Below are 24,699 nucleotides of genomic sequence, written 5' to 3'. Positions count from 1 at the left end.
CCACGCGCCATTCTCGCACCACCTCCACCGGCGAACAATGGGCCCTCCGCCGCCGCTAGGCTTGAGCGGTGACTGCCACAGAAAGCCGTGCGACGGCGTACACAACGGTCGAGGGCGACCACGTGCACGAAATCGTGGTCAAGCGGTCCCGGTTCGTCACCCACCTGCGCCGCGTGGAGACCGAGGACGCGGCCCGGGAGGTGGTCGCCGAACTCCGCAAGACCCACTTCGACGCCCGCCACCACTGCAGCGCGTACATACTGGGTCCCGACCGCACGGCCATGCGCAGCAACGACGACGGCGAGCCATCCGGCACCGCCGGCGTCCCGATGCTCGACGCACTCGCCAAACGCGAAACGGCTCCGGACACCGCCGGGCTCTCCGACACCGTCGCCGTCGTGGTCCGCTACTTCGGCGGGGTCCTGCTCGGCGCGGGCGGTCTGGTCCGCGCCTACTCCGAATCGGTCTCCGCGGCGCTGGACGGCGCCGTCCTGCTACGCCGCCAGCGGATGTGCAGCTACGGCATCGACGCGCACCACGCCGACGCCGGCCGGCTTGAAAACGAACTCCGAGCCGCCGGCACCACGGTCCTGGGCACCGACTACGGACCCTCCGGGGTGACCCTGCGCATCGCGCTGCCCGACGACGCCGCCGTTCTGGCTGGATTCAACGAGCGGCTCGCGACGCTGACCGCCGGTTCGGGACGGGCCGTGCAACTGGGAACCGACTGGGTGGACCTGCGGTGAATGATCCGATGCCTGCCGGCCTTGATTTCACGGCGCTGCGCCGCTGGCCCGACGCCGAGGCCGAAAACCTACAGGCGCACGACGCGGCGGACCGCCTGCTGCTGCACACCGCCGCCGAAACCGGGCGGCTGGCAGCCCCGGGAAAGGTCGTGGTCCTCAACGACCACTACGGCGCGCTGGTATTGGGGGCCGCCGCACTGGGCGCACACGGTATGCGCGTCCACCAGGACGGGCTCTCCGGGGTCCGCGCACTCGCGGCGAACGCGGACCGGTTGCTGCCCGGCCTGCCCGCCGATGCGTACCGCCAAGAGGCGCTGGGTCCGGCACTGCTTGCCGGAGCCACGCTCGTCGTCCTTCAGCTGCCGCGCTCGCTGGACGCCCTCGAGGAGTTCGCCGGGATGGTTGCCGCCCACGCGGACCCCGGCGTCGTGCTGCTCGCCGGAGGCCGGGTCAAGCACATGACCCGCGCCATGAACGACGTGCTCGGACGGCATTTCGCGTCCGTCTCGGCTGGACTTGCCCGGCAGAAGGCCCGGGTGCTCACCGCCGCGTCGCCCCGGCCCGCCACCGAACGTCCCGCCGACCGCTTCCCGCTGACAGCGGCCCACGACGTCGGGCTGCCCGCGCCGCTGACGCTGTGCGCCTTTGCGGCCACCTTCGGCGGCGCCAAGCTCGATCCGGGCACGCGATTGCTGCTTCCCCTGCTTGCGGGCGCCCGACCCGCGCAACGGGCCGTGGACCTGGGCTGCGGGAACGGCACCATCGCCGGCTATCTGGCCCTTGCCCGGCCCGACCTGCGGGTGCTGGCCTGCGACCAGTCGGCCTCGGCGGTCGCCTCCACCGCGGCGACGGCGGCGGCAAACGGCGTCTCGAACCGGGTCGAGGCGGTGCGCGACGACGGGCTGTCGGCGCTGGCGGACGGCTCCGAACAGCTGGTCGTGCTGAATCCGCCCTTCCACATGGGGAACACGGTCCATGCGGGGATCGCTCTGAAGCTGATCGCCGAAGCCGGCCGGGTGCTGGCCCCCGGCGGCGAACTCTGGTGCGTGTGGAATTCTCCCCTGGCCTACCGCCCGCACCTGCAGAGACTCGTCGGCCCCACGCGGCAAGTGGCCCGGAACCCCAAGTTCACGGTCACGGTTTCCACGCGGCCGCAGGCCTAGCCGCTCCACCGCGTCTCCCCCGACGATCTGCCGGCAACGAACGAGGGCCCCCTCGCCTTTCGGCGTGGGGGCCCTCGTTCGTGTTACGTCAGGCGGCGCGGGCGCCGTCTGACGCGGACTGCCTAGGCGCCGGTGAGCTTCTCGCGCAGTGCGGCGAGAGCCTCGTCGGAAGCCAGCGTGCCGGCGTCCTCGGCCGGAACCTCGGAGGAGTAGCTGGTCGAAGCGGACTCGCCGCCACCCTCGGTGGCCGCAACGTCCTCGGCGGCGTGCTGCGCGACCTGCTTCTTGTGCGCTTCCCAGCGGGTCTGGGCGTCGGCGTACTGCTGCTCCCAAACGGCGCGCTGGGACTCGAAGCCCTCGAGCCACTCGTTGGTCTCCGGATCGAAGCCCTCGGGGTACTTGTAGTTGCCCTCTTCGTCGTACTCCGCGGCCATGCCGTAGAGAGCCGGATCGAATTCGGAACCCTCGGGATCGACACCGTCGTTGGCCTGCTTCAGCGACAGGCTGATGCGGCGGCGCTCGAGGTCGATGTCGATGACCTTGACGAACAGCTCGTCGCCCACGGAGACAACCTGCTCGGCCAGCTCGACGTGGCGCACGGCCAGCTCCGAGATGTGCACGAGGCCCTCGATGCCGTCCTCGACGCGGACGAACGCGCCGAACGGAACCAGCTTGGTGACCTTACCCGGGACAACCTGGCCCAGTGCGTGCGTGCGGGCGAAGGTCTGCCACGGATCCTCCTGCGTCGCCTTGAGGGACAGCGAGACGCGCTCGCGGTCCAGGTCCACCTCGAGAACCTCGACGGTGACTTCCTGGCCGACCTCGACAACCTCGTTCGGGTGGTCGATGTGCTTCCAGGACAGCTCGGAAACGTGCACCAGGCCGTCGACGCCGCCCAGGTCCACGAAGGCACCGAAGTTGACGATGGAGGAAACGACGCCGGGACGGACCTGGCCCTTTTCCAACTTGTTGAGGAACGTGGAGCGAACCTCGGACTGGGTCTGCTCGAGCCATGCGCGGCGGGAAAGGACCACGTTGTTGCGGTTCTTGTCCAGCTCGATGATCTTCGCTTCGATCTGCTGGCCGATGTACGGGGCCAGATCGCGCACGCGGCGCATCTCGACGAGGGACGCGGGCAGGAAGCCGCGCAGGCCGATGTCGAGGATGAGGCCGCCCTTGACCACCTCGATGACGGTGCCGGTGACGACGCCGTCCTCTTCCTTGATCTTTTCGATGTCGCCCCAGGCTCGCTCGTACTGAGCGCGCTTCTTGGAGAGGATCAGGCGGCCTTCCTTGTCCTCCTTGGTGAGGACGAGAGCCTCGACGTTGTCACCGACGGCGACGACTTCGCCCGGGTCGACGTCGTGCTTGATGGAAAGCTCGCGGGAAGGAATGACACCCTCGGTCTTGTAACCGATGTCGAGCAGAACTTCATCGCGGTCGACCTTGACGACGACGCCCTCGACGAGGTCCCCATCGTTGAAGTACTTGATGGTGGCGTCGACGGCTGCGAGGAAGTCTTCAGCGGTACCGATGTCGTTGATGGCGACCTGCGGGGTACCAGTCTTCTCGTTGGAGGTGATGGTCATGTAGTAGGGGCTCCGATGTGGATAGTCTCTGATGGGTCGGGCAGCCGGAAGTCCCGGCATATTCCGAAATATTGGATTCAACGCACGATTTCCGCGCGCGACAGCGCGCAGGACATGCCCGACCAGTCTAGCCGCTTACGGCAACGGCGGTCAAAGGACGCCGGTCGCCGTCGCGGGAGTTCGCCCGACGGCGGTCGTTCCCGGCGCCCGCCACTCGAACCGGCACTAGAAATGTGTGATGCAGTACGGCGGCGCGCCCATTGCGAACATGCGGTCGATCAGTTCCACGGACGCCTCCGAGGCGCCGGGAAGCCGTCCCGCGGCGGCGAGGGTCGCGGCGGAGACACCGCCCAGAAACAGCGAGCCGAGCACGTCGACGGGAACCACGGCGTCGACGGGCGCGTCCGCGTCCAGCCGTTCCACGGTGGCCCGGCCACCTTCGGCGGCGACACGAATCCGTCCCGAGGCGATATCGAGCGGGTCGAGAACCTCCAGCGCGCAGGTGCCGTCCGTCGGCCAGGAGCGCGCCGCCAGGGCGGCGACCGGATCCAGCACCCGCAGCCACAGCACGTCCTCCGCCCCCTTCACGGCATATCCGCGGCTGTCCGCCATGGACCATGGCAGCGGATCGTCCTCCGCCGCCGCGCTGAACACGACGCGCTCCACCAGGTCCACAGAGGCCAGGTACCGCCAGAGTTCCCGGTAGGCATCGTCGGTCGCGGCGACGAGGTCGGCGACCTCCAGCGTGCGCGGCTCCTTGTCCCAGCCGGCGAAACGGTAGCTGACGTAGCCGTCGGCGGCGCCCCCATCCGCGTAGTACACGGCCGCGCGCAACCCCCGGTCCAGCTCCGGCTTGTCGCGGCCCCACGTTCCGGACACTCTCATGGCGTAGGCGCTCTGGCGTCCCACGGAGCCGGTGGTCCGGGCGTGGAATCGGGAGAAGACCTCGGGTGCGAGTTCGCGGAGGGTCCCGGGCTCGGCGACCTCCACGGTCCCCGTGGCGTGGGCGCGGAGTCCGAACCGCTCGCGGACATCCACCTCCACCTCGCGGGCGAAGGTGGCCGCGCCGAACCCGAAACGGCCGTAGATCGTGGCCTCGGAGGCGGTCAGCGCGGCCATCGCGCGGCCGTTGGCGGCCGCCCAGCGGAGATCCTCCGTCATCATCCGGCGCAGAATGCCCCGCCGGCGGTGCGTGGCCCTGACCGTCACGGCCGTGATCTGATGCGTGGGCAGCATGCGCCCGCCGCCCACATTCAGGTCGTTGGCGAGGGTGGCGTAGGTCGCGACCGGGACACTGGGGTCCCAGACGCCGGGACGCGTCTCGTCGTCGTAGGCTCCCCACAGCGTTCGACCGTCTTGGATGTAGGAGCGCGCAAATGCCGCGGTGTGCGCGGGTTCCATGCCTGAATCGAGGAAGCCGAAATCGACGGCCCCGAACCATCCAAGCGTTCGGGCGTCGGGCTTGTCGCCGTCAACGCCGGGCGGAAAACGCTCGATCCTCATGCCGATCTCCTTCGAGTTAGTGGCCGGCCTGGTGCCAGTCTGCGCCGATTCCGACGGACACGTCCAACGGGACGGACAAGCTGGCGGCGGCCCCCATGCGCTCGCGCACCATCGCACCCACGGCATCGAGTTCGCCGTGGGCGACCTCCAGCACAAGTTCGTCGTGGACCTGCAGCAGCATGCGCGATTTCATGTCACCCTCGCGCAGCCCCGCCTCCACGCCCAGCATGGCCCGCTTGATGATGTCCGCGGCGGACCCCTGGATGGGGGCATTGAGGGCTGCGCGCTCGGCCATGTCGCGGAGTTGCCGGTTGTCACTCGACAAGTCGGGAAGGTAGCGGCGACGCCCCTCGATGGTTGAGGTGAATCCATCGATCCGCGCCTGGTCGACGACGGAGCGCAGGTAGTCGCGCACGGCTCCGAAACGCGTGAAGTAGTTCTTCATCAGCATCCGGGCCTCGTCGACCGGGATGTTCAGCTGCTTGGAGAGACCGAAGGAACTGAGCCCGTAGGCCAGACCGTACGACATGGCCTTGACCTTGGAGCGCATCTCGCCGCTCACGTCCCCTGGATCGACGCCGAAGACCTGCGCGCCGACGAACCGGTGCAGGTCCTCGCCCTCCCGGAAGGCCTGGATCAGCGCCTCGTCCCCCGAGAGGTGCGCCATGATGCGCATCTCGATCTGCGAGTAGTCGGCTGTCAGGAGCGTCTCGAAGCCGTCCCCGACGACGAACACCTCGCGGATGCGCCGTCCGGCCTCGCTGCGGACGGGGATGTTCTGCAGGTTCGGGTTCAGGGAGGACAGCCGGCCGGTGGCCGCCACCGTCTGGGCGTACGTGGTGTGGATCCGTCCGTCTTCGGCCACTGCCCTGCGCAGGCCCTCGACGGTCTGTCGCAGCTTGGAGGCGTCGCGGTATGCCATGAGGGCCGCGAGGAACCCGTGTTGGGTCTTGGCCAGCAGGTCCGCGAGGGAATCCGCGTCCGTCGTGTAGCCCGTCTTGATCTTCTTCGTCTTGGGAAGGTCCAGCTCCTCGAAGAGCACCACCTGGAGCTGCTTCGGGGAACCCAGGTTCACCTCATGCCCGATGGCCTCGTAGGCCGCGGCCGTGGCACTGTCGATGGTCGTGGTGAAATCCGCCAGCAGGTCGTCCAGCTTGCCGGTGTCGATGGCGATCCCCGTGCGCTCCATGTGCGCCAGCACGGACGACAGCGGCAACTCCATGTCGCCCAACAGCGTGGCGGCTCCCCGCTCCAGCACCTGGCCCGCGAGGTAGACGCTCAGCGTGCGGATCACGTGTGCGGCGCGTGCGGCGGGCAAAGCCGCCCCCGAATCCCCCAATTCGAGCGAGAGCTGGCCGCTGTCGGCGGGCTGGGTGGCATCGAGTGCGATCCGCAGGTGGTACTGGGCGATGTCCGCGAGATCGTGGCTGCGTCGGTCGGGTTGAATCAGGTACGCGGAAATCATGGTGTCGTCCACGACCCCGTTGAGTTCGATCCCGCGCTCGAGGAGTAGCTTGTACCCGGCCTTGAAATCGTGGAGTGCCTTCTTGTAGTCGTCGGACGACAGCACCCTGGCCAGGGCCGACTCCGTTTCGGCGTCCGCTAGCTCCAAGTCGGCGTACGCCGTGGCGTCGTCGGAGGCGAAGGCGATTCCGACGGCGTCGGCGCCGCCCGGCGTCGTGGCCACGGTCGCCAGATGGACGCCGAGGGTGTGGGCGCCGTTGCGGGAGAACCACGAGTCGACCGCCTTGGGGGTGTCCAGCATCGTCGGTTCCGGCACCTCGGCCTCGTCCTCGTGCTCCGCCTCGTCTTCGCCGAACAGGTCGAAGAGGCGCTTGCGCAGCGTGTTGAACTGCAGCGCGTCGAAGAGCTCCTCGATGGCCTCCCGGTTGGGGCGGTCGAGTTCCAGGGCCTCCAGCGTGACGGGCAGGTCCAGTTCGCGCAGGAGGTGGTTGAGGCGGCGGTTGCGCTTGACGTTCTCGAGGTGCTCGCGCAGCGACTCCCCCGCCTTGCCCTTGATGTCCGCGAGGTTCTCGATGATGCCCTCGAGACCGCCGTATTGGTTGATCCACTTGGCGGCGGTCTTGGGCCCGACTCCGGGAACGCCCGGCAGATTGTCCGCGGTCTCCCCCACCAGCGCGGCCAGGTCCGAGTAGCGTTCCGGACGGACGAAGTACTTGGCCTCGACGGCGTCGCCGTCCATGGGCGGTATGTCCGAAACGCCCTTCTTCGGGTAGAGCACCGTGGTCTTCTCGGTGATGAGCTGGAAGGCGTCCCGGTCGCCCGAGACGACGACGACCTCCCACCCGGCGGTTTCCCCGCGCCGGGCCAGCGTCGCGATGATGTCGTCCGCCTCGTACCCGTCGGACGTGATGGTCGGGATGTTCATCGCCTCCATCACCTTCTGGATGAGGTCGATCTGCCCGTGGAACTCCTCGGGGGTCTTGTTCCGGCCCGCTTTGTACTCCGTGTACTGCTCGGAGCGGAACGTGGGGGTATCCAGGTCGAAGGCCACTCCGACGTGCGTCGGCGACTGGTCTTGGATCATCCGGATGAGCATCGAAACGAAACCATAGACCGCGTTGGTGTGCTGGCCCGTGTCCGTCGCGAAGTTCTCGGCGGGGAGGGCGTAGAAGGCCCGGAAGGCCATGGAATGACCATCGATGACAAGGAGGCGTTGCGCGCGGGGGTCCTCGGTTTTGGTTGATTGGCTCACGGGTGCCAGCCTAGTTGCCATGACGGACAATTTCACAGGCGCGCACCCTGCCCCGGCCAACCCCTTTGAAAGCCAGCTCACGGCGCATGGGGTGCCGGCGGAGATACACGCTCGGTTCGCGGCGCACGGTGTCGGAACGCTGGTTCAGAAGCTCGGGATCGTGTTCACCGAACTCGCCGTCGGGCGCGTCGTCGCCACCATGCCGATCGAGGGCAACCAGCAGGTGGCGGGGATCCTGCATGGCGGTGCCAGCGTTGCCTTGGCGGAGACGCTGGGTTCCTTCGCCGCCGCCCTGCACGGCGGCGACGACAGGCGGCCGGTCGGCGTCGACATCTCCGCGACCCACCACAGGCCGGGCATCTCCGGCTTGGTGACGGGCGTCTGCACGCCGATCCACCTGGGACGGACCATCACCACCCACGAGATCGTCATTACCGAAACGAACGGCAAGCGCGTGTGCACGTCGCGCATCACCAACATGCTGTTGGACGCGCGCTAGCCTTCGCCGGCCGGGACACGCAGGCTGCCGTACCTCTCCATCCGGTGCCACCGCAGCCGGACCCCGGCCAGCGCGGTGACCACCGACTGGATCACCACGAGGTACATGAGTTGCCGGTAGACGAATTGCTGGAGCGGGAGCGTCCACAGCGGCCGAAGCGGCTCGCGGTCAAGCCGGAACGCATAGGCCGCCATGGCGAACTGGACCAGGAGGAATCCGATCCACAGGGCGGCAATCCGGAGCGGATCCAGGAAAACCAGACCGTAGATGGCGAAGACGTCGACAACGGGAGCGAACAACGGAAGCAGCACCTGAAGCACCAGCAGGTACCCGAGGCCCCTCCGGCCCAGCTTGCCGGACGCGCCGCGCTGCAACACGGCGCCACGATGCTTCCACATGGCCTGCAGGGTGCCGTAGCACCAGCGGTAGCGTTGTTTCCAAAGGGCGCCGATGCTGGCAGGCGCCTCCGTCCAGGCCCGTGCGGCGTCCTCGTACACCACCCGCCAACCGGCGCGGCACAGCGCCATGGTGAGGTCGGTGTCCTCGGCGAGGGTGTCGGCGCTCACCCCGCCGACGCCGGTCAGGGCTTCGCGGCGGAAGGCCCCGATCGCCCCGGGAACGGTCGGCATGCATTCGGCGACATCGAAGAGGCGGCGGTCGAGGTTGAAGCCGACGACGTATTCGATGTGCTGCCAGGCGCCGAGGATGCCGCCCCGGTTCGCGACCTTGGTGTTTCCCGAGATCGCGCCCACCCGCGGATCGGCGAAGCGCTGGACCAGGACGTGGACGGTGTCGGGTTCGAAGACGGTGTCGCCGTCGACCATGACCACGAGGTCGTAACTGGCCGCGGCCAGGCCGGCGTTCAAGGCGGACGGTTTGCCGCCGTTCTCTTTCCGGATGACACGGACGCCGGGCAAATGGAGATCGGCGACGGCGCCGGCCGTGCCGTCGGTGGATCCGTCGTCCACGACGATGATCTCCACCGGATGCGTCGAGGCGGCGATGGACCTGACCGCGGCCTCGATGCCCGCCGCCTCGTTGTAGGCGGGGACGATCACGGTGACCGGTTCCAACACCTCGGCGCGAAGCGGCAGCTCGAACCAGCCGCGCTCTATCTCGGTTTCGCGGTTGTGCCGCACGGCGCGGCTGTGCCGGGCCGCAACACCGACCACGAGCAGGACACGCACGAGTGTCACCACTCCCGCCACGACCAGTGCCCACGCGATGGCCGTGACCACCGCATCGGTGAACCAAACGCCCCAGAGAAGGGCCTTTCCGGCCAGGGTGTCCCCTAATGGCGCCGGCCCCTCGCTCTCAACTCCGATCGAGTCGCCAACAGTCGTGAAGCGTTGGCCCGACTCCTGTTGTCCCGCCAGCACCGAAGAGAGCGCGGCGACGGTCTGGGACCTGTGACCGCCTCCGTCGTGCAGGAGGACCACCTGTCCCCCTTTGCCGGAGTCCGTGATCTGGTCGGCGATCGCCGTCGGACCGGGGCTCAGCCAGTCCCCGCTGTCGATCGTGCTGAGGACGGTGAGGTACCCCTCGTCCCCGGCCGTCTGCATGGCGGACCATTGGCCGTCGGTGACGGACGCGTTGTCGGAGACATACGGGGGCCGCAGCAGGGACGGCGAGCTGCCCGTGATCCCCGCAACCACCTTCTGGGCACCCCGGATCTCGAGTTGGCTCCTCCAGAGCGGAGACCCCGCGAGATCGGTGTGCGTCAGCGTCTGAATGCCGATTTCATGCCCCTCGGCGGCCATGCGTCGCACCAGATCCGGGTGCTGGATTGCCTCCGTACCCGTCACGAAGAAGGTCGCGTGGGTCCCGTGTTCGCGCAGCACGTCGAGGATTCGGGGCGTCCACAAGGGATCCGGCCCGTCATCGAACGTCAACGCGACGTCGCCGGCGGACGCGTCCGCGGTGCGAACTCCGCTTCCGCGGGGATCCACCACGGGTCCGCCCTCCAAGACTGCCCGGGGGACGCTCCCGGCGCTGGCTTCCGCCGTAGGGACGGGCGCGCCAATCCCGGACAGGTGGTTCATGTACCCCTGCACGGCCAGTGCCAGTCCGAGCGTCAGCACCAGTGCCATCATGAGGAACCAGTGCGCCCCGACTCCGTTGGCACGGGCGGCGCGGCGTCCCGAATTCACGGGCGTGTGGGCGCCATGGAGGTCGCGCGAGCCGTCGGGGCCGCCTGTGCCGTCGGTGCGGGTCCGACCGCGTCGTCCGCCGCGCGCGGAAGCGCCGGCGCCGCGACGGTCGATCCGCCGAGGAATGCGACCAGAAGAAGGACCACGTAGGCCGCCACAAGTCCCAACGCAATCACCCCCAACGTCCTGAGTCTTCGCAGTCGTCGACCTGTTGGGTCGACGAAGATCGGACCATGCGGTGGGGTGGGGGCGTCACGGACAGGCGTTTCGGTGGCAACTGGCATCGCTGATCCACTTTAGGCGACAGCGGCCAATGTAACAAAAGCATCACAGAGAAACTCGTGCAACGCTGGTGGCATGGACCTCGAGGTGACGACGGCACTCACGATTCCCGCCGCCGAACTGAGCTGGCGCTTTTCGCGCTCATCCGGACCGGGCGGACAGCACGTGAATACCTCCGACAGCCGCGTCGAACTCTCTTGGAGCATCGCCGAATCCACGGCGTTGGGCAGCGGCCAACGGCACCTGCTGTTGACGCGCCTCGAGCGTCGCCTCGTCAACGGCACCATCACGGTGACGGCCGCGGAACAGCGTTCCCAGCTGCGCAACCGCGAGATCGCCAGAACCAAGCTGGCCCAACTGGTGGCCGAGGGGCTTGCGCCCGGGCCGGCCCGCCGCCGCGCCACGAAACCGACCAGGGGCTCCAATCTCCGCCGTCTCGCCGCCAAGGAACGTCGTTCGGCGACCAAGCGCCAACGCAGGCGCCCGCCGGGCGATTAGAAGGTGCGGCCCGAGGGGGCGGGCTTGACGACGTCGTACCGCGTCTCGCGCACGCCGCCCCCGTGGTCGACCATCGAGGTCTCCACGAGCGTCGCTTGACCGCGCATGGCGAACAGCGGCCGTCCGCCGCCGAGGATGACGGGCATGCTGAAGAGGATGAACTCGTCCAGCAGTCCGGCGTCCACAAACTGCCCCGCCAGCGATCCGCCGCCGACCACCCAGACGTCCTTCTCCCCCGCGTCTTCGGCGATATCGCCCACCCATTCGCCGACGTCTCCGCGGATGAAGGTCAGGTCCGCCCCGGGAAAAGCGGCCAATTCGCGGTGCGTGAAGACCCACGTGGGGATCCCGGCGTACGGCCAACCGTCCTTAACGTTCGCCAGCATCCAGCTGTAGGTGTCGGCACCCATCGCCAAGGCCCCGACGCCGGCCATGAAGTCGGCTATCACCGAATCCTGGGTGGGGAAATCGACGTCGAAGAGCCATTCCAACGAGTCCCGCTCGTCGGCAATGTAGCCGTCGGCCGATGCTGCCACGTAATACCTGTTGCGAGCCATGGGACTATCCTAGGGGCGGATATCCCGCCGGCAACGGCCGGCTGCACGGCCGTTCTCAATACCCTTGTGCCCGAGGTGGGACTTGAACCCACACGCCTTGCGGCGCCGCATTTTGAGTGCGGTGCGTCTGCCATTCCGCCACTCGGGCCAGCGCCGCCGAATAGGCCATGCACGGGTCTTTTGACGGACCGGCGCGCCATGGTCGCTGCGGAGGCGTTGCGGAAAACAACTCTACATGCCGATAGGCTGGAGTCAGAATCCGTTCCAACCCACGCCCGGACACACCGCGGGCAGCCAGGAGCAAGAAAACAATGACGGAAATTACCCCCGAGCCGTCGGGTGCCCCCGCGCGCCGCGTTGTGGTGGCCGAGGACGAGACGCTGATCCGACTCGATATCGTGGAGATCCTCCAAGGCGAGGGCTACGAAGTCGTCGCCGAGGCGGACAACGGTGAGAAGGCCGTCGAGCTGGTGCGCGAGCACCGCCCGGACCTCGTGTTGATGGACGTCAAGATGCCGGTGATGGACGGCATCACGGCCGCCGAAACGATCGTCAAGGAGCGCATCGCCCCGGTCGTGCTGCTCACGGCATTCAGCCAGAAGGAACTCGTGGAGCGCGCGCGCGAGGCGGGCGCGATGGCGTACGTCGTCAAGCCCTTCACGCCGAACGACCTCATCCCGGCCATCGAGATCGCGATGTCCCGCCACGAGCAGCTCGTCGCCCTCGAGAAGGAGGTCGGGGACCTTCAGGAGCAGTTCGAGACGCGCAAGCTGGTGGAACGGGCCAAGAGCGTCCTGACGACGAAGATGGGCCTCTCCGAGCCGGAGGCCTTCCGGTGGATCCAGAAGACGTCGATGGACCGGCGGCTGGGCATGCGCGAAGTCGCCGAAACTATCATCAACCAGGTCAAGTAGGCCCGACCGGCACCTGCCCCATCCTCGGCGCGATGGGGCCGCGCACGGCACAAGGGAGGCGGACCCCGCGGGGTCCGCCTCCCTTGTTCACCGGCCTCGGGTGCCGAGGTCCGTGGTTCGTGCTAGGGCTGCTCGCCCCGCATGCGCGTGACCATGTCGTCGACGGCTTGCTCCTTGGTCCTCCAGGGACCGACCTTCTCCCGGTTCGGCGTCTGCTGGCCGTCGTAGAGCTGACCGGCATCGGCGATGTCGCCCACGCGGTGGATGCGCAGCGAGTTCGTCGAACCCGCCTGCCCCGGAGGGGAACCGGCGGCGATGCAGACCAAGTCGTTGATCTGCGCGATTCCCTCCTTCTGCAACGCCTCGTCGACCTGCGCGGTCATCTTGTCCGTGTGGTCGGCATAGTCGACCAACCGGGGCTGGATGCCCCAGAACAGCGTCATGATGTTGTAGGTGTGCTTCAACGGCGTGAACCCGAGGATCGGCTGCTTAGGCCGCAACCGCGAGAGCCTCCGCGCGGAATCGCCGGACTGCGTGAACGCGACGATGAACTTCGCGTCCAGCTGGTCCGCGATGGCGACCGCGGCGCGCGTGATGGCGCCACCGCGGGTCTTCGGGCGGCTTCCCAGTGGCGGTATCCGCTGCAACCCGTGGTCCTCGGTGGCCTCGATGATCCGGGCCATCGTCTCCACCGTTTCGATCGGGTACGCGCCCACGCTGGTCTCGCCCGAGAGCATGACCGCGTCGGCCCCGTCGAGGACGGCGTTGGCGCAGTCCGAGGCCTCGGCGCGTGTCGGCGTCGGACTCTCGATCATGGACTCGAGCACCTGTGTGGCGACGATGACCGGCTTGGCCCAGCGCCTGGCGAGCTCGATGGCACGCTTCTGGACCAGCGGCACCTCCTCCAGCGGCAGTTCGACGCCGAGGTCGCCGCGGGCCACCATAATGGCGTCGAAAGCGTCGATGATCTCCTCGAGCGCATCCACCGCCTGCGGCTTCTCGACCTTGGCGATGACCGGCAGCCGCCGGCCCTCCTCGTCCATGATCTCGTGGACCCGGGTGATGTCGCTGGCGTTGCGGACGAAGGACAGCGCGATCATGTCGACGCCGGCGCGGAGCGCCCAACGCAGGTCGTCCTCGTCTTTTTCGCTCAGCGCGGGGACGTTGACGGCCACGCCGGGGAGGTTGATGCCCTTGTTGTTGGACACCTCCCCGCCGACGATCACCTCGGTCACGACGTTCCGCTCATCGACCTCGACGGCGCGCAGGGCGACCCGTCCGTCGTTGACCAGAAGCCGGTCGCCCACGGCCACGTCCTGCGGGAGGCCCTTGAACGTGGTCGAGCAAATGTCCTTGGTGCCCTCGATGTCGTCGATGGTCACCGTGAACCGGTCTCCCACGGCGAGCGTGTGCGGCCCGTCGGCGAACCTGCCGAGGCGGATCTTCGGCCCCTGAAGGTCGGCGAACACGCCGACCGGGCGTCCGAGTTCCTCCGAGGCCTGCCTCACGTTGGCCAGGTTCTCGGCGTGGGTGGAGTACTCGCCGTGGCTCATGTTGAGCCGTGCGACATCCACTCCCGCCTTGATGACCTGAAGAGTCTTTTCGTACGTGCCGATTGCCGGGCCGAATGTCGCCACAATTTTTGCGCGTCTCATTGCGTCAGCCTATCCGCCTTTCCTTTGTCCGGGTCCGGGACGCAGGACTGCGCCCCGGTCAGAGCATGCCGATGGACCGGTCCGTCGGCGCCACGGGCGCCGGCAGACGAGTTTCACCCATCAGATACTTGTCCACCGCGGCGGCGCAGGCGCGCCCTTCCGCGATGGCCCACACGATCAGAGACTGTCCGCGGCCGGCATCGCCGGCCGCAAACACGCCGGGCGTGTTGGTCATGTAATAACCGTCACGGGCGACGTTGCCCCGGTTGTCGAACTCAGTGCCGGCCTGTTCGCCGAGCCCTGCGGGCTCGGGCCCGGTGAAACCGAGGGCCAGGAATACGAGGTCGGCGGGAATGACACGTTCGGTGCCGGCCTTCGGGACTCGCTTTCCGTCCACGAATTCGGTCTCGGCCACCATGATGCCCGTCACACTTCCGTCCTCACCAACGAACTCTACCGTAGAGGCGAGGTAAGTGCGCTCTCCGCCTTCCTCGTGCGCGCTGGCGACCTCGAAGAGGTTGGGGAACATCGGCCAGGGCTGGTGCCCGGGCCGTTCCGTCGGCGGCTGCTGGCCGATGGCCAGCGTCGTCACGGATGCGGCCTTCTGGCGGTGTGCGGTGCCGATGCAGTCCGCGCCGGTGTCACCGCCACCGAGGATGACGACGTGCTTGCCGCGCGCGTCGATCTGGTCCTCGACCTCCTGGCCGGACACGACACGGTTGGACTGCACGAGGTAGTCCATGGCGTAGTGCACGCCCTGGAGGTCCCGGCCCGGGATCGGGAGGTCGCGCGGCACCGTGGCGCCGGTGGCGACCACGACGGCGTCGTAGCGCCGCCGCAGCTGGTCCCAGGAGATGTCCTTGCCGAGTTCGACGTTGGTGCGGAACCGCGTTCCCTCGGCCTCCATCTGCTCGAGGCGGCGGTCCAGAACCGTCTTTTCCATCTTGAAGTCCGGGATCCCGTAGCGCAGCAGCCCGCCGATGGCGTCGTCGCGCTCGTACACGGCGACCGTGTGGCCGGCGCGGGTCAGCTGCTGGGCCGCGGCCAGGCCGGCCGGGCCGGAGCCGACGACCGCGATCGTCTGGTCCGTGTGCCGTTGCGGCCGCAGCGGTTCCACGACCCCGTCCTCGAACGCCTGGTCGGCGATCGAGACCTCGATCTGCTTGATGGTGACCGCCGGCTGGTTGATGCCCAGCACGCAGGAGGATTCACAAGGAGCGGGGCAGAGCCGTCCGGTGAACTCGGGGAAGTTGTTGGTCGCGTGAAGTCGCTCGCTCGCCTCCCCCATGCGGCCCTTCCAGACCTGGTCGTTCCACTCCGGGATCAGGTTGCCCAGCGGGCACCCCTGATGGCAGAACGGCACGCCGCAATCCATGCATCGTCCCGCCTGCTCCTTCAGGGCCCCCGACTCCTGCCGCTCGTAGACCTCCTTGTAGTCCATGATGCGCACCGGCACGGGGCGCCGGGGCTGGGTGACGCGGTCGCGTACTTTCAGGAATCCACGCGGATCAGCCACGGGTTGCCTCCAAAATCCTGTTCCAAACGGCTTCGCCGTCTGGGTCGAGTCCTTCCGCTTCGGCAGCGGCACGGGTTTGCAGCACGGCGGCGTAGTCGCGCGGCATGATCTGCGTGATGCGGGCGACGGTGTCCTGGAAATCAAGCAGCAGCGTCGCCGCCAGCGTCGATCCCGTTTCCTCCGCGTGACGCGCGAGCAGGGCGCGCACCGTTTCGACGTCGTCGCCGGGAACGGCCTGCAGGATCAGTTCGCCGGCGTCGAGCGCCTGGCGGTTCACCTGTGTGCGGTCCAGATCCAGCACGTACGCCTGCCCGCCGGACATGCCGGCGCCGAAGTTGCGCCCCGTGGGGCCCAGAACCAGCGCCGTGCCCCCTGTCATGTACTCGCAACCGTGGTCGCCGATACCCTCGGCCACGGCCGTGGCTCCGGAGTTTCGCACGAGGAAACGCTCGCCCACGATGCCGCGCAGGAACATCTCCCCGCTCGTCGCGCCGTAGCCGATCACGTTGCCGGCGATGACGTTCCGCTCAGCGGCGAACGAGTTCGCGCGGTCCGGCCGGACGATGATCCGGCCGCCGGAGAGACCCTTGCCGACGTAGTCGTTCGAGTCGCCGAACAGCCGGATGGTGATGCCCTCCGGGAGGAAGGCCCCCAGCGACTGGCCGGCCTGGCCCGCGAGCGTCACGTCGATGGTGTCCGTGGCCAGCGTGTCCGTCCCGAACGTCCGGGTGACGGCGTTGCCCAGCATCGTGCCCACCGAACGGTCGGTATTGACCACGTCGAGGCTGATGCGGACCGGCTGGCGGTTCTCCAGCGCATCCGCGCTCATCTCGATCAGGCGGTTGTCGAAGTGCTTTTCCAGCTCGTGGTTCTGGCCCACCATGTTGCGCACCGGGGAACCGTCGCCGTCGAAGCCCTGGAGGATCGGCTCCAGGTCGAGCCCCTCGGTCTTCCAGTGGTCGATCGCCGGCTTCTTGTCCAGCATCTCGGAGTGGCCGATGGCCTCGTCGATCGTGCGGAACCCGAGCTCGGCCAGGATCTCCCGGACCTCCTCCGCGAGGAACTCGAAGAAGTTCACCACGAACTCCGGCTTGCCCGTGAAACGCGAGCGCAGTTCCGGGTTCTGCGTGGCCACACCGACGGGGCAGGTGTCCAGGTGGCAGACGCGCATCATGATGCAGCCGGACACCACCAGCGGCGCCGTGGCGAAACCGAACTCCTCGGCACCCAGCAACGCGGCGATGACGACGTCGCGCCCCGTTTTGAGCTGGCCGTCCACCTGGACGACCACGCGGTCGCGCAGGCCGTTGAGCATCAGCGTCTGCTGCGTCTCGGCCAGTCCCAGCTCCCAGGGGGCGCCGGCGTGCTTGAGCGAGTTCAGCGGCGAGGCGCCCGTGCCGCCGTCGTGCCCGGAGACCAGCACAACGTCGGCCTTGGCCTTGGTCACGCCGGCGGCCACGGTGCCGATGCCCATCTCGGAGACGAGCTTGACGTGGACGCGCGCCCGGGGATTGGCCCGCTTCGCGTCGTAGATCAGCTGCGCCAGGTCCTCGATGGAGTAGATGTCGTGGTGCGGGGGCGGCGAGATGAGGCCGACGCCCGGCGTCGAATGGCGCGTGCGCGCCACCCACGGGTACACCTTCTGGCTCATCAGCTGGCCGCCCTCGCCCGGTTTGGCGCCCTGGGCCATCTTGATCTGGATGTCGTCGGCGTTGGTCAGGTACAGGCTCGTCACGCCGAAACGGCCGGAGGCGATCTGCTTGACCGCCGAACGGCGCTCCGGATCGAGCAGGCGGTCGACGTCCTCGCCGCCCTCGCCGGTGTTCGACTTGCCGCCCAGGCGGTTCATCGCGATGGCCAGCGTCTCGTGAGATTCCTTCGAGATGGAGCCGTAGCTCATGGCCCCGGTGGAGAACCGCTTGACGATCGAGGAGACCGGCTCCACCTCGTCCAGCGGGACCGCGGGACGGACCCCCTCCTTGAAGCCGAGGAGACCGCGGAGCGTCATGAGGTCCCGGGACTGGTCGTCGACGCCGCGCGTGTAGGACTTGAAGATGTCGTAGCGGCGCTCGCGCGTGGCGTGCTGCAGCCGGAAAACGGTCTCCGGGTTGAACAGGTGCGGCGGGCCCTCCCGGCGCCACTGGTATTCGCCGCCGGTTTCCAGAACCCGGTGCGGTTCCTCGTTGCCGTCGGCGGGATACGCGGCGGCGTGGCGGGCCGCCGCCTCCATGGCGATGACGTCGAGTCCGACGCCGCCCATCTGCGACTGGGTGCCCGTGAAGTACTGGTCGACGACCTGCTGGGACAGGCCCAACGCCTCGAAGGTCTGGGCACCGCAGTAGGAGGACACCGTGGAGATGCCCATCTTGGACATGATCTTCAGGACGCCCTTGCCGAGGCCCTTGATCATGTTCGCGTGCGCCGTCTCCGGCGTCGTGTCGCCGAGGTCGCCGCGCAGCGCCATCTCCTCCACCGACTCCAGGGCCAGGTAGGGGTTGATGGCCGAGGCGCCGTAGCCGAGCAGCAGCGCCACGTGGTGCACCTCGCGCACGTCGCCGGTCTCCACGAGGAGCGACGTCTTCGTGCGGTTGGCGCTCTTGAGCAGGTGGTGGTGCACGGCGCTGAGCAGCAGCAGCGACGGGATAGGCGCCCACTGGGCGTTGGAGTCGCGGTCGGAAAGCACCACGAACTTCACACCGCGGTTGATCGCGGCGGAAACCTTTTCACAGATCTCCTGCAGGCGCTGCCGCAGTTCCTTCTCCCCTCCCTCCGGGCGGTACAGGCCACGGACCTTGAGGGACACCTTGGTCCCCTTGTCGTCGCGGAGGTTGGTGATCTTCGCCAGCTCGTCGTTGGTGACGACCGGGAACGTGAGGGCGATCTGCCGGGCCGTGACCTGGCCGGTGTCCAACAGGTTCCCGTCCGGTCCGATCGAACCGTGCATGCTGGTGACCAGTTCCTCGCGGATGGCGTCGAGCGGCGGGTTGGTGACCTGGGCGAACGACTGCGCGAAGTAGTCGAACAACAGCCGGGGCCGCTTGGAGAGGACGGCGATCGGGGTGTCCGACCCCATGGCGCCGAGGGGCTCCGCCCCGGTCTTGGCCATGGGCGCCAGAAGGATCGAGAGTTCCTCGTTCGTGTAGCCGAAGGTGCGCTGGCGCAGCGCGACGGAGGCGGGGGTGTGCACGACGTGTTCGCGTTCGGGCAGGTCCTCGAGCTTGATGACGTTCTGCTCGACCCACTCCTTCCACGGGTTGGCCGCGGCGACCTCGGCCTTGACCTCGCTGTCTTCGATGATGCGTCCGGCCTCGGTGTCGACCAGGAACATCTTCCCCGGCGAGACGCGGCCCTTGCGGACGATCTTCTCCGGCGCGATATCCACGACGCCGACCTCGGAGGCGAGGACAACCAGGCCGTCGTCGGTGACCCAGTAGCGCGCCGGCCGCAGGCCGTTGCGGTCCAGGACGGCGCCGACGAGGTTGCCGTCGGTGAACGACACGGCGGCCGGTCCGTCCCACGGCTCCATGAGCATCGAGTGGTACTGGTAGAAGGCCCGGCGGTCCGGGTCCATCGAGGTGTGGTTCTCCCACGCCTCGGGGATCATCATCATGATGGCCTGCGTGATGGGGCGCCCGGAGATCATCAGGAGTTCGGCGACCTCGTCGAACGACGCCGAGTCGGAGGCGCCCGGCGTGCAGATCGGGAAAAGCTCCTCGGGCACTTCGCCCAGCACGTCGCCGGCGAGCTGGGACTGGCGGGCGCGCATCCAGTTGCGGTTGCCCTTGACGGTGTTGATCTCACCGTTGTGCGCGATGGTGCGGAAAGGCTGAGCCAGCGGCCACGAGGGGAACGTGTTGGTGGAGAAACGCGAGTGGACGATGCCGAGACGGGTTTTGAAACGCGCGTCGGACAGGTCCGGATAGAACGGCTCCAGCTGGGCCGTGGTCAGCATGCCCTTGTAGACGATCGTCTTCGACGACAGCGAGGGGAAATACACGCCGTGCTTGTTCTGCGACCGTTTGCGCAACCGGAAGGCCCGGGCGTCCAGGTCCTCCACCGGAGTCGCGGTTCCCTCGGCGGGCGCCAGGAAGAGCTGAACGAACCGGGGCATGCAGGCGCGCGCCATGGCGCCGACGATGGACGCCTCGACCGGCACCTCGCGCCAGCCGAGCACGGCGAGGGACTCCTGCGCGGCCAGTTCCTCGATGCCTTCGCGGGCCGTGGCCTCGATGGTCGCCTCGTCCGGCAGGAAGGCCGTACCGACGACGTAGGAACCCGCCGGAGGCAGGTCAAAGTCCACGACCGCGCGGAAGAACTCGTCGGGAACCTGGGTGAGCAGTCCCGCGCCGTCGCCCGTGCCTTCGTCGGCGCCGACGGCGCCGCGGTGCTCGAGGTTGCGCAGGGCCGTCAGCGCCGCATCGACGATGTCGTGGCCCGGCTCCCCCCGAAGGGTGGCGATAACGGCCAGGCCGCACGCGTCCTTCTCGTTCTCCGGGTTGTAGAGGCCCGTGGCCTCGGGGATGTTGGCAAAGCTGGTGAAGGGCGACGTGGCGACCCCGTCCAGAGGGCGCTGTGCGCGCGGCTGATCTCCGGTCAGTTTCATGTTGTCCTTTCTCCGTATGGTGGTCTGCCACGGGGGTGGCGGCGCAAGGGTGCGGAGGGACGGCGTTGGCCCCTGGGCGGTCGAGGCCGGCGGTCGCCGACGGTGCCCGGTGAGTCGGATTTCCTCTGCGGCGCGGGGCTGCGCCGGAGGACGTCCGGCCGAGGTGGGCCGCCGGCTTGTACTGGCGGTGTTCCACGTAACGGTGGTCCACTTCATTGTGGTGCGCGGCCCCGGATTGCTCAAGGGAGTCCGCGCCTCTTCCGAAGCGACCGACGCTTAAGGGTTGTGGTTCGGCGTGAAGCGGAAGTATGGAGAGATTAGCACCCCGCGGCCGGGCACCCCCAGCCGCGGGGCATTCTTTACGCGGGGCCCGACTTGGTTTCCTCGGACCGCCGGGCAGGGGGGGTTGCGTCCGTCTCCGGCGCCCCGTCGTCATCCGGTTCGGCGCCTTCTTCCTCGGGCGCGCGCCCCGGAAGATGGACCCCGGGATCCGGAAGACCGCTGAATCTCGCGGCGAGATAGGCGAAAACCACCAGGGCGACGACGAGCAACAGCAGCGACGTCCAGACGTTCAAGCGCTGCGTGACGCCGAAGAAGGAGATCATTTCGGCGTCGTCGATGCGCATGGCCTCGATCCACAGGCGGCCGAGTGTGTAGTAGGCCACATAGGCCCAGAACATGGTGCCCCGGCGGAACCTGAACTTGCGGTCCAAAAGAAGCAGGATGGCCACGCCGGCGATGTTCCAGAGGAACTCGTAGAGGAACGTGGGGTGGAACAGCGTCCCCGGCAGGGCATCGGGCGGGAAGTTGGGGCTTGTCGCGTCGATCTCCAGGCCCCATGGCAGGGTGGTCGGGCCGCCGAAGAGCTCCTGGTTGAACCAGTTGCCCCAGCGTCCGATCGCCTGGGCCAGCAGGACGCCCGGCGCGGCGGCGTCGGCGAACGCCATCAGCCGCACGCCGTACCTGCGGCATCCGATCCACGCGCCCACCAGACCGAGGGCGACGGCGCCCCAGATGCCGAGCCCGCCGCGCCAGATCTGCCAGATCAGGCTCAGGTCGCCCGAACCGTCGAATCCGGGACCGAAGTACGCGTCCGGCGACGACAAGACGTGGTAGAGACGGCCACCGATGATCCCGAACGGGATGGCCCAGATGCAGATGTCCCAGACGACGCCGTCCGGCCCGCCCTTGGACTGCCAGCGCCGCGCGGTCAGCCACATGGCCGCCACGATCCCGGCCAGGATGCACAGGGCGTAGGCGTGGATGGTCAGCGGACCGACCGAGAGACTGGCGAATTCCTGCGGAGGGCTCGGGATGGAGGCCGGAAGAGCCGTGAACGGATTCATGCCGTCCCTCCCTTGCCGCTGAGTTCGGCCGTGAGCCGTCCGACGGCCTCGACCCCACCATCGCGCAGGGCGGCGACAAGCGCGGTTCCGACGATCACGCCGTCGGCGTATGCGCCAATCTCCTCCACGTGCTCGGCCCGCGAGACGCCGAGACCGACGCAGGCGCGCTCCGCGCCGGCCGCGTGCGCTGCCTCGACGACGGCGGCCGCGGTGTTCGCGACATTGCTCCGCGCTCCCGTGACGCCCATGATGGAGACGCAGTAGACGAATCCACGGCTTGCCTCCACCGTGGAGCGCATGCGTTCCACGGTCGAGCTCGGTGCGACCAGGAACACGCGGTCCAGCCCGTGCCTGTCGGAGGCCTCGAGCCATTCGGAGGCCTCGTCCGGAATCAGGTCCGGCGTGATCAGGCCGGCGCCGCCGGCCTCGGCAAGGCGGCGGGAGAACTCGTCCACGCCCATCCGGAGCACGGGGTTCCAGTAGGTCATGACCAGCACCGCCGCATCGCAGCGCTCGGTGATGCCGCGGACCACGTCGAACACCTGCGCGACCCGGAAGCCGTCGGCCAGCGCCTGGACGGTCGCCGCCTGGATCACGGTGCCGTCCATGACCGGGTCCGAGTAGGGAATCCCGACCTCGATGATGTCCGCGCCGTTCTCGGCCATGGCCACGGCGGCGTCGATGGTCGTCTGCACGTCGGGGTAGCCGGCGGGCAGGTAGCAGATCAGCGCGGGACGGCCCTCCGAGCGGGCGCGTTCGATGGCTGCGGCGGACTTGCTCTGCATTACTTGTCCTGTCCTTCGGCGTCGTCGATGATGTCGAACCACTCGGCGGCGGTCCCCACGTCCTTGTCTCCGCGTCCCGAAAGGTTCACCACGACGATGGTTTCCTTCGGGTCCGCTCCGGCTTCCACCTTGCGCCGGCCGACCTTCATTGCCCCGGCCAGTGCGTGCGAGGACTCGATGGCGGGGATGATGCCCTCGGTGCGGCACAGCAGGCTGAACGCCTCCATGGCCTCCGCGTCGGTGATGGGTTCGTAGGCGACGCGCCCGATGTCGTGCAGGTGGGAGTGTTCCGGTCCGACGCCGGGGTAGTCCAGTCCCGCGGAGATGGAGTGCGATTCGATGGTTTGGCCGTCGTCGTCCTGCATGAGATACGTCCGCGCGCCGTGTAGCACGCCTGGTTTGCCCAGGGTGATGGTTGCCGCGTGACGCGGGGTGTCCACCCCGTCCCCGCCGGCCTCGAAGCCGTAGAGTTCCACCGAGGGGTCGTCGAGGAAGCCGTGGAAGATGCCAATGGCGTTGGAGCCGCCGCCGATGCACGCGCAGACGGCGTCCGGGAGCCGTCCGGCCTGTTCCAGGACCTGTGCCCTGGCTTCCTCGCCGATGACCTCGTGGAAGAAGCGGACCATGGCAGGGAAGGGGTGCGCGCCGGCGGCGGTCCCGAGCAGGTAGTGGGTGTTGTCGACGTTGGCGACCCAGTCGCGCAACGCCTCGTTGATGGCGTCCTTCAGCGTCTTCGAACCGGCGGTGACGGGCACCACCGTGGCGCCGAGAAGGTTCATGCGGGCGACGTTGAGCGCTTGCCGGCGGGTGTCCTCGGATCCCATGTAGACCACGCACTCCATCCCCATCAGGGCCGCGGCGGTGGCGCTGGCGACGCCGTGCTGGCCGGCGCCGGTCTCGGCAATGAGGCGGGTCTTGCCCATCCGCTTCGCCAGCAGCGCCTGGCCGATGACGTTGTTGATCTTGTGCGAACCCGTGTGGTTCAGGTCCTCGCGCTTGAGGAAAACACGGACTCCCCCGGCGTGTTCCGCGAACCGCTTGGCCTCCGTCAGCAAAGACGGCCTGCCCGAGTAGTTGCGGTTCAGCTCGGCGATTTCGGCGGTGAACGCCGGATCCGCCTTGGCCTTCTCGAACGTGTCCTGCAGCTCGTCCAGCGCGGCGATCAGGGATTCGGGCATCCAGCGCCCGCCATAGCCGCCGAAGTAGGGGCCGGGGGCATTGCGGAGGCTGGGACCGCCGTCGAGGAAGGCGTCGACCGGATCGGTCGCCTCTGGCTGGCTGGGGGTCTCGGTCATGGTGTGGCCGTCCTGTCTGGCTGGAGGGAAAGCTGGAAGGTGCGCCCGATCAGGCCCTGCGGGCGGGCCGCGCGGCGGTGCCGGTCGCGATGAAGGCCCGGACGGCGTCGGCCGGGGTGTTGTCCTTCACCAGGGCTTCGCCGACGAGGATCGCGTCGGCGCCGTGCGCGGCGTAGTCCGCGACGTCGTCGGCTCCGCGCACCCCGGATTCGGCGATGATCACGCACGTGGACGGAATCCTGTCCGCCAGGCGGGCGAAGTTGGACCGGTCGACGTCGAGCGTCTTGAGGTTGCGCACGTTCACGCCGATGATGCGGGCGCCGACGGCCACCGCGCGGTCGACTTCCTCTTCCGTGTGCGTCTCGACCAGGGCGTTCATGCCCAAGTCGTGCGTCAGCGCCAAAAGCTCGGCCAGCGTCGCGTCGTCCAGTGCGGCCACGATCAGCAGGATCAGGTCGGCACCGTGGGCACGCGCCTCGAGGATCTGGTACGGCTCCACCGTGAAGTCCTTGCGGAGCAGCGGCAGGTCGACCGCGGCGCGGACGGCGTCGAAATCCGCCAGCGATCCACCGAAGCGGCGCTCCTCGGTGAGCACGGAAATGACGGAGGCCCCGCCGTCGCGGTACTGGCGCGCCAGAATGGCGGGTTCCGGGATGTCCGCGAGGGCGCCCTTGGACGGGCTTTTGCGCTTGATCTCGGAAACCACCCGCAGGATGGTGTCGCGGCCTGTCCCGTCGGACGTGCCGCCGAGGGTGGCAAAGGCGTCGCGGGCGGGCGCTGCGGCGAGGGCCAGCGCGCGGATGGAGGCCGCGTCGATGTCCGACTGCCGCCCCCGCAGGTCCTCGCGGACGCCCGAAATGATGTCGTCGAGAACGCTCACGC

17 protein-coding genes and 1 tRNA gene are annotated in these 24,699 nt (G+C 68.3%); 5 read left to right on the top strand and 13 right to left on the bottom strand.

Annotation, left to right across the window (positions count from 1 at the left end):
• The first annotated feature begins 68 nt into the window (after positions 1-68).
• A complete protein-coding gene (locus ACHAAJ_RS01255) occupies positions 69-746 on the top strand; it encodes an IMPACT family protein (RefSeq protein ID WP_435726032.1) in 678 nt (225 codons plus the stop codon).
• A gap of 8 nt (positions 747-754) precedes the next feature.
• Positions 755-1,909: a class I SAM-dependent methyltransferase gene (locus ACHAAJ_RS01250; protein ID WP_435726031.1), complete on the top strand. Its 1,155-nt coding sequence runs from the start codon at positions 755-757 to the stop codon at positions 1,907-1,909.
• 122 nt (positions 1,910-2,031) lie between these two features.
• Here the strand turns inward: ACHAAJ_RS01250 and rpsA are convergent, their stop codons facing one another.
• The 3 genes from rpsA to polA all read right to left on the bottom strand — a co-directional run bounded on the left by rpsA (position 2,032) and on the right by polA (position 7,651).
• Positions 2,032-3,498 (bottom strand): 30S ribosomal protein S1, encoded by a 1,467-nt coding sequence (rpsA, locus tag ACHAAJ_RS01245; RefSeq protein WP_435726030.1) that lies wholly within the window; start codon positions 3,496-3,498, stop codon positions 2,032-2,034.
• 225 nt (positions 3,499-3,723) lie between these two features.
• The gene (locus ACHAAJ_RS01240) at positions 3,724-5,001 is read right to left on the bottom strand and encodes a GNAT family N-acetyltransferase (RefSeq protein ID WP_435726029.1); all 1,278 of its coding nucleotides are present in this window, start codon (positions 4,999-5,001) and stop codon (positions 3,724-3,726) included.
• A gap of 16 nt (positions 5,002-5,017) precedes the next feature.
• Complete coding sequence (polA, locus tag ACHAAJ_RS01235; protein ID WP_435726223.1) at positions 5,018-7,651, bottom strand: DNA polymerase I; 2,634 nt, start codon at positions 7,649-7,651, stop codon at positions 5,018-5,020.
• A gap of 85 nt (positions 7,652-7,736) precedes the next feature.
• Here polA and ACHAAJ_RS01230 point away from each other — a divergent pair, with 85 nt between their 5' ends.
• Positions 7,737-8,216, top strand: a complete 480-nt coding sequence (locus ACHAAJ_RS01230; RefSeq protein WP_435726028.1) for a hotdog fold thioesterase — start codon at positions 7,737-7,739, stop codon at positions 8,214-8,216.
• On the opposite strand, the gene ACHAAJ_RS01225 is transcribed toward ACHAAJ_RS01230, so the two are convergent.
• Entirely contained in the window at positions 8,213-10,366 is a 2,154-nt protein-coding gene (locus ACHAAJ_RS01225) for a bifunctional polysaccharide deacetylase/glycosyltransferase family 2 protein (RefSeq protein WP_435726027.1), read from the bottom strand. The two genes, ACHAAJ_RS01230 and ACHAAJ_RS01225, sit on opposite strands and share 4 nt — an antisense overlap.
• 357 nt (positions 10,367-10,723) lie before the next feature.
• Here ACHAAJ_RS01225 and arfB point away from each other — a divergent pair, with 357 nt between their 5' ends.
• Positions 10,724-11,146 carry an alternative ribosome rescue aminoacyl-tRNA hydrolase ArfB gene (arfB, locus tag ACHAAJ_RS01220; protein ID WP_435726026.1) on the top strand — a complete coding sequence of 141 codons (423 nt, stop codon included), beginning with the start codon at positions 10,724-10,726 and terminating at the stop codon, positions 11,144-11,146.
• Here the strand turns inward: arfB and ACHAAJ_RS01215 are convergent.
• Positions 11,143-11,703: a dihydrofolate reductase family protein gene (locus tag ACHAAJ_RS01215; RefSeq protein ID WP_435726025.1), complete on the bottom strand. Its 561-nt coding sequence runs from the start codon at positions 11,701-11,703 to the stop codon at positions 11,143-11,145. The two genes, arfB and ACHAAJ_RS01215, sit on opposite strands and share 4 nt — an antisense overlap.
• A gap of 67 nt (positions 11,704-11,770) precedes the next feature.
• Positions 11,771-11,851 (bottom strand) — tRNA-Leu (locus ACHAAJ_RS01210).
• A 163-nt stretch (positions 11,852-12,014) separates the two neighbouring features.
• Here ACHAAJ_RS01210 and ACHAAJ_RS01205 point away from each other — a divergent pair.
• Entirely contained in the window at positions 12,015-12,617 is a 603-nt protein-coding gene (locus ACHAAJ_RS01205) for an ANTAR domain-containing response regulator (RefSeq protein WP_435726024.1), read from the top strand.
• 122 nt (positions 12,618-12,739) lie between these two features.
• Here the strand turns inward: ACHAAJ_RS01205 and pyk are convergent, their stop codons facing one another.
• The 7 genes from pyk to trpC all read right to left on the bottom strand — a co-directional run bounded on the left by pyk (position 12,740) and on the right by trpC (position 24,697).
• Positions 12,740-14,272, bottom strand: coding sequence for a pyruvate kinase (pyk, locus tag ACHAAJ_RS01200; RefSeq protein WP_435726023.1), 1,533 nt, complete (start codon positions 14,270-14,272; stop codon positions 12,740-12,742).
• A 58-nt stretch (positions 14,273-14,330) separates the two neighbouring features.
• Entirely contained in the window at positions 14,331-15,788 is a 1,458-nt protein-coding gene (locus tag ACHAAJ_RS01195) for a glutamate synthase subunit beta (protein WP_435726022.1), read from the bottom strand.
• Positions 15,781-20,391, bottom strand: a complete 4,611-nt coding sequence (gene gltB / locus ACHAAJ_RS01190; protein WP_435726021.1) for a glutamate synthase large subunit — start codon at positions 20,389-20,391, stop codon at positions 15,781-15,783. Before gltB ends, ACHAAJ_RS01195 begins: the two co-directional genes overlap by 8 nt.
• Before the next feature lie 359 nt (positions 20,392-20,750).
• Positions 20,751-21,737: a prolipoprotein diacylglyceryl transferase gene (gene lgt, locus ACHAAJ_RS01185; protein ID WP_435726020.1), complete on the bottom strand. Its 987-nt coding sequence runs from the start codon at positions 21,735-21,737 to the stop codon at positions 20,751-20,753.
• Positions 21,734-22,522, bottom strand: coding sequence for a tryptophan synthase subunit alpha (trpA, locus tag ACHAAJ_RS01180; protein ID WP_435726019.1), 789 nt, complete (start codon positions 22,520-22,522; stop codon positions 21,734-21,736). The genes lgt and trpA overlap by 4 nt, the downstream gene beginning before the upstream one ends.
• Positions 22,522-23,817 (bottom strand): tryptophan synthase subunit beta, encoded by a 1,296-nt coding sequence (trpB, locus tag ACHAAJ_RS01175; RefSeq protein WP_435726018.1) that lies wholly within the window; start codon positions 23,815-23,817, stop codon positions 22,522-22,524. The genes trpA and trpB overlap by 1 nt, the downstream gene beginning before the upstream one ends.
• Positions 23,818-23,866: 49 nt before the next feature.
• Positions 23,867-24,697, bottom strand: coding sequence for an indole-3-glycerol phosphate synthase TrpC (gene trpC, locus ACHAAJ_RS01170; RefSeq protein ID WP_435726017.1), 831 nt, complete (start codon positions 24,695-24,697; stop codon positions 23,867-23,869).
• Between the last annotated feature and the right edge of the window lie 2 nt (positions 24,698-24,699).

Source organism: Arthrobacter arnarulunnguaqae (genome assembly GCF_051262515.1).
Classification (GTDB): Bacteria; Actinomycetota; Actinomycetes; order Actinomycetales; family Micrococcaceae; genus Arthrobacter_N.
Note: the sequence above shows the minus strand (reverse complement) of the source record. Positions and strands in the feature narration are given on the sequence as shown.